Below are 5,179 nucleotides of genomic sequence, written 5' to 3' on the forward strand. Positions count from 1 at the left end.
GGGGCAACTCGCACTCGCTCTCTCCACGCTGTTTCGCAGTAGCGCATTGGAGTCGTCGAATCCATATACGTTCCATCAAGAACAGAACGCTACACTAGGTGCACTCTTCCCCGTCAGTCTCCGCTAGGAGCTAAAGAGGTGCCAGCACGAGCTACTTGGCTGGTTCCCGTGTATGCCTTGCTAAGGGCGAGCGGGTTTCGAGTTTTCGAAATCTTCCTGTACACAGGATCGCTCATGCCCTCGACTCTCGCGCGTCTGCGCGCCCGCGCCTTCCATCGTCAATCCGGCCGTTGCTTCTATTGCTGCTGCCCCATGTGGGAGCAATCCATGGAAGCGTTCGCAGCGACCTTCCATCTCTCCAGTCGGCAGGCTCGACACCATCAATGCACGGCCGAGCATCTACATGCCCGAGTCGATGGCGGTGGGGACTCCCAAAGCAACATCGTGGCCGCCTGCCGGCTTTGCAACGCCCGTCGACACCAGGGTAAAGCAGCGCGGGACGCCGCCCATCACAAGGAATATGTAGAGCGGCTCATGCGCCGGAGACGGTGGCACCACCCCTGGGTCTTCGAAAGGCTGCTGCGTTCAGGCGGGGGGGTGAACCCGCCGCCCCCCGCCGCCGGCACCGATTGCTGAAATCCACGCTTGGACTCCTTCGGTCGTCCGGTCACGGCCGCTTGGCTGCGGCCAGCGGCTGGACCGCTCCCGACCCATGAGGCGCCCGATACATGGGCCGGACCGGCTGTTCCGGCCGATGAAGAGACCGTTTCCAAGCCTCCCGCAGATGACCATTCGTTCCCACACCAGCCATACGACGATGTTGACCCGCCTGCCAACCCAGCCTGAACAGCCGTATCGACGAGTTGTACCCCTACAACTGGCATCGTCACTGTCCCGGCCACATCTCCGTCGTCGGCACATCGGTATTTGGCTTGCGCGATGTAACGCGTTACCTACACTTTCAACCAGGCTGGCATTCTGCTTGCTGTGCTTGGCCAATGCCGGTCCAGAGTGCCGAGCCTGACGCAACGACCGCCATGATTTGTCGCTTGGAGGTACATCATGAAGAAGGTACTTCTGCTCGTTGTATCGACGATGCTAATGACGATTTCTGCAACGTCGGCGTTTGCTCATAAGGACACGCCCGGAATCATGGGTGAACACGATATGACTGGGACCGTCAGCCAGCTTGATCACAAGAAGGGAACGTTTGCCCTGCAAACCAAGGGCGGGCCCACCCTTCAACTGCATTTCCCGGCCGATCAAATCAAGGACGTCAAGAACGGCGACACCATCACCGTCCATTTGGGATATACCAAGGAAGGCGGCACCGAGAAGAAGTAAGCTTTCTTGGCTTTCGGCCGGCATTCACTTGGGAAACTCTGGCGTGCGCACTTTTGTAGTGCATGCCAGAGTTTATTGAGTGGCACCTTTGACGGCCGAGGCCAAACCAGCAGTGCAATAGAACGTCAGCCCGAAGGCATGGCTGGGCCATCTCCGTTGTGTGTGCAGCCCGAATCTGCCTCCAGCCAAGCTCGACCCGTCATGAACAAGACCGCTAGTGATAACCTGATCGGTGCCTTGCTGGCTGCAGCCGGCGCCCTGGGATTGTGCAGCTCGCCTGCTCACGCCCATGGCGTGGTCGGCAAGCGCTTTCTGCCGGCCACCATCACGATTGACGACCCGTTCGTTGCGGACGAAGCGAGCTTTGTGGCCGGTCACCGCAAGCTCCCGCAGGAGGCAGAGGCGGGCAGTACGGGCGGCAGTGACGAGGCGGGGCCATCCAGCGGCACGCCGGGCGCTCATACGACGACGTTTTCCACCGAACTCAGCAAGCGCATCACGCCCGACCTTGGCATCTCGCTTGGCGCCACCTATCAACGCGTCAGGCCGGACGATACAACCGTCCCCCAATATGGATTCGACAACCTGTCGCTGGGGGTCAAGTACCAGGTGCTCAAGAATGCCGAGCATGAAGCGATCGTGTCGCTGGGGTCGGATGCCGACCTCGGCGGAACCGGCAGCCACCGGGTCGGTGCCGAGTCCTTCTCCACCCTTTCGCCTGGCATTTTCTATGGCAAGGGCTTCGGTGACCTGCCCGAGGGGGTCAAGTACCTGCGTCCCTTGGCAATCACCGGCATCCTCGCGCCCGAGTTGCCCACGCGCCGGTCGGAGCCCGATCGGCTGAACTGGGGCTTTACAGTCCAGTACAGTCTGCAGTATCTCCAAACTTATGTAAAAGACGTGGGCCTGGGCGCCCCGTTTAATCGCATGATCGCCTTGATCGAAGTCCCGGTGAAAACCTGCCTGAGCGGGGATTGCTCCGGCCAGACTACGGGAACCGTCAACCCGGGCTTGATGTGGTTCGGAAAGTACATGCAGGTCGCCCTGGAAGCTGCCATCCCGGTCAATCGTCGGTCCGGGCATGACGTCGGGGTGTTCAATTTCACGTGTTCCTGGACGATATGTTTCCCCAGGGCATCGGGAAGCCGATTTTCCACTGACTTGCATGAAATCCCCCCCGATAAAGATCCTTCTGGCGATCGCCGCGCTTTGGGGACTGCTAGGCCCCCAAGCGACCTTGGCACACGCATTTCCCGAACACATGGAGCCGCGTGTCGGTGCGGTCATCGACAATCTTCCCGGCCAGGTTCGAATCTGGTTTGACGCGGATCTGGAGCCCGCTTTTAGCACCCTGCGCGTGCTGGACGACCAGGGGAGGCAAGTTAATCGAGACCCGGGCCAAGTCAATACCGGGCAGGCCCGCCTGCTCGAGGCACGGTTGCCGCCGCTGGCACCAGGCGTCTACCACGTCTTCTGGCGGGTGGTGGCCCGCGACGGGCACGCGACGGAAGGCGATTATTCATTCACGTTGGGGCGATAGGCAACCATGGCCCATGCAATGATGGCTGCAAGCCCTGGCAGCATAATCGTTATCGCGGCTGATCTGCTGGCACTCGCTACTTGTATTGGCGTTCTCGGCTTCCGCATCTGGGTTGTCAGGTTCCAGGACGAATTGCCGCAGCCATCCACCGCCACCGTGATGCCACTCTGGTGGTTGGTTGGCATCTGCCTCGCCGTGCTCACGCTGAGTAGCGTCGGCGAACTGATCCGGCGTACCATGGAGATGAGCGGACGGCCGCTGGCGGAGGTCGGCCTGGTGCTTCCGCAGGTCCTGTCCCAGACCCATTTTGGGCGAGTCTGGCTGCTTCGTCCTGTGGGGCTACTGGTGCTATGGTCAGGCTGGTGTGCCCGACCTCGCCTCGGCTCGCCAGTGATCACGGCGGTGATGCTGGCTGCGGCCTGTCTGTTCGCCGCCAGCAGAAGTTTGTCCGGCCATGCGGCCGACTGGGGCGATATCACGCTGCCCGAACTCATGGACTGGTCACACTTGCTCGCCGTATCCCTCTGGGGAGGCAGCCTGATCGGGCTCACGCTTACCGGATTTCGTAGCTTGACAGTGGCGGCAGATGAGCGGCGCCAGTTCGTTGCCGCCATGGTCCGTCGCTGGTCGACACTCGCAGGCGTAGCACTGACAGTGGTAGCCCTGACCGGCATCTATAACGCGTGGCTGGAGTTGCAGCATTTCGAGGCGCTTTGGCAGACCGCTTACGGCAGGATCCTGTTGCTCAAGTTGTCACTGGTGCTGATCATTGTTGTGCTGGGCGCAAGCAACCGCTATCTCGGCATCCCTTCGCTGCGGGTCTGGGCAGGCGGGTCGTCCGACAGCGCGAAGCCTTCAGGGTTATTGGCGACCACACTGTCCTTCCTCACGCTGGAGCGCAGCAGAGCGAGAAAGCATGGTCCCCTTGAGCAATTTGTGCGCAGGGCAAAAGTGGAAGGCGTCCTGATGATAGGGGCGCTGCTCTGTGTCACGATTCTGCTCAGCCAGATGCCCGCCCGCCATCAAAGCCACATGCCAGCCAGCCACCACACGCATGCTAACGGTATGGCACGCTGAGCCCCACACAGATTGAGGCCGCTACATTCCCTTTGTAACGGGCCGATGACCACGGTCCTTGACAGTGCCGGACGATGGGAAAGTTAGGTCCGCCATAAGCAGGGGCGTCGCAGGGACCATTGGAATCGGGCTGCTTAGTGCGACTTTTCCGATAATGACTGTCACACGGCCGGCGGTGAGACTGCTTGAGCTGCTGGTGCCCGAGCATCCGATATTTGTGCGACGTGGGCGGCCTGTCTCCGCGTCTCATCATCACGAGGGCTATGGCCCGCGCAGAGCCATGCGACTATACGTCGCAGGCCAATGGCTTCGATACTCCCCGCCGGATGGGATAATCTCCCCCGCAAATTCGGCTCGGCGCGCCTAAACATAGGCGGCGGCGTCGATACAACCTCTGCCGCGACGTGATCGAGATTTTCTCGGGGAAGAGGCACTGCATATGCTCGCCTCTCGCTAATGTACTTCGCACTCGCGGGGGCGTTAAAACCAAACTCGCTCGTAGCATCAGAATGGCATTCAGCCGGCATTCTCTCGTCCTCCTTGTTTTCACGGCCGCAGCACCAATGGCCGCGCACGCCTGCGCCACCTGTGGCTGCTCGCTCAGCGCCGATGCCGCCATGGGCTACTCCTCAATGCCGGGGTGGCGGATCAGCTTCGACTACAGCTTCATCAACCAGAACCAACTGCGCCATGGAACCGACGCCGTCCCCGCCACGCAGGCTTGGGGTTGCCCCGTTTCATCGGACAGATTCGCATTGGAATTTTATGTCGATGGGTTTTCTCCTTGTGATGGGGCAGTGTAGGCCCGGTGTAGCGCCGGATTCATGCCATTGACGGGCAGCTTTTCAAACTCCTGCGGAGACCGATAGCCCAGAGCGCTGTGCAAGCGATGCGGGTTGTACCAGCCCTCGATCCAAGTGAACAGTGCCCGGCGTGCGTGATCGTGCGTGGCGAAGCGCGAACGCATCAGCAGCTCGCATTCGAGCGTGGCGAAGAAGGACTCACACATGGCGTTATCGTAGGCATCGCCCACCGAGCCCATCGAAGGCTGAACACCGGCGTCCCGGCAACGTCGCCCGAAGGCAACAGACGTGTATTGGCAGCCTTGATCCGAGTGGTAAATGACATCCTCCGGGCGGCGCTGCGCGAGCGCCATATCCAGCGCCTGCAACATCAGCGCGGTACGCAGATGGCTGCCCATGGCCCAGCCCACAATGC

Annotated in this window: 6 protein-coding genes and 1 pseudogene; 6 read left to right on the forward strand and 1 reads right to left on the reverse strand. The window is 60.9% G+C overall.

Annotation, left to right across the window (positions count from 1 at the left end; genetic code table 11):
• The first annotated feature begins 327 nt into the window (after positions 1-327).
• From RM96_RS37965 to RM96_RS40365, 6 genes and pseudogenes are all read left to right on the forward strand, one after another.
• Positions 328-636 carry an HNH endonuclease gene (locus RM96_RS37965; protein WP_238587470.1) on the forward strand — a complete coding sequence of 103 codons (309 nt, stop codon included), beginning with the start codon at positions 328-330 and terminating at the stop codon, positions 634-636.
• 426 nt (positions 637-1,062) lie between these two features.
• Complete coding sequence (locus RM96_RS29530; protein WP_052279830.1) at positions 1,063-1,344, forward strand: hypothetical protein; 282 nt, start codon at positions 1,063-1,065, stop codon at positions 1,342-1,344.
• 201 nt (positions 1,345-1,545) lie between these two features.
• Positions 1,546-2,667 (forward strand): hypothetical protein, encoded by a 1,122-nt coding sequence (locus tag RM96_RS29535; RefSeq protein WP_052279831.1) that lies wholly within the window; start codon positions 1,546-1,548, stop codon positions 2,665-2,667.
• Positions 2,606-2,884 (forward strand): copper resistance CopC family protein, encoded by a 279-nt coding sequence (locus RM96_RS41005; protein ID WP_443112286.1) that lies wholly within the window; start codon positions 2,606-2,608, stop codon positions 2,882-2,884. Before RM96_RS29535 ends, RM96_RS41005 begins: the two co-directional genes overlap by 62 nt.
• Before the next feature lie 6 nt (positions 2,885-2,890).
• Positions 2,891-3,961: a copper resistance D family protein gene (locus RM96_RS29545; protein ID WP_082016776.1), complete on the forward strand. Its 1,071-nt coding sequence runs from the start codon at positions 2,891-2,893 to the stop codon at positions 3,959-3,961.
• 509 nt (positions 3,962-4,470) lie between these two features.
• A pseudogene (locus RM96_RS40365) lies at positions 4,471-4,683 on the forward strand (transporter); the annotation flags it as partial.
• Positions 4,684-4,724: 41 nt separating this feature from the next.
• Here RM96_RS40365 and RM96_RS37975 read toward each other — a convergent pair.
• Positions 4,725-5,179, reverse strand: a 455-nt coding sequence (locus RM96_RS37975; RefSeq protein WP_152624238.1) for an integrase core domain-containing protein, incomplete at its 5' end; no start/stop codon positions are given.

This window comes from Cupriavidus sp. IDO, from assembly GCF_000812465.1.
Taxonomy (GTDB): domain Bacteria; phylum Pseudomonadota; class Gammaproteobacteria; order Burkholderiales; family Burkholderiaceae; genus Cupriavidus.